The following is a 316-nucleotide window of genomic DNA, read 5'->3' as shown; positions in this document are numbered from 1 at the left end:
AGTCTCCGGCTAACGGGGCTCGGAAAAAAAAGTTGCGCATAAAAGTTGGTGGTTAGCAAAACGCTTCGTAGTTTTGCCACCCCAAACGAAAAACAAGCCGCGGATTGCGCGGCGCACCGGTCTCAAGCGGAGGCCGCACGTTCTTTGAGAGAGTGTTGAAAACGACAAGGTAGTACCCGCTCCGGCGCTGCGAAGCGCTAAGGAGCGGCGAAGCAAGCGAAACGAATAAACCAATCCGGTCCGACCGCCCTTCTTCGGGAGGGCAACGACAAAAGATTGCTAGGACAAGCGCTGCTTTCAGCAGCAACAAACATTC

At 54.4% G+C, this 316-nt stretch carries 1 protein-coding gene; it reads right to left on the bottom strand.

Going from position 1 to position 316, the window contains the following annotated elements; translation table 11 throughout:
• Positions 1 to 52 precede the first annotated feature (52 nt).
• On the bottom strand, positions 53 to 316 hold a 264-nt coding region (locus AC5FXY_RS22325; RefSeq protein ID WP_493558942.1), incomplete at its 5' end, for a hypothetical protein.

It is taken from the genome of Hymenobacter sp. FMD4, assembly GCF_058932745.1.
This window is presented reverse-complemented; position numbering and strand designations above follow the sequence as displayed.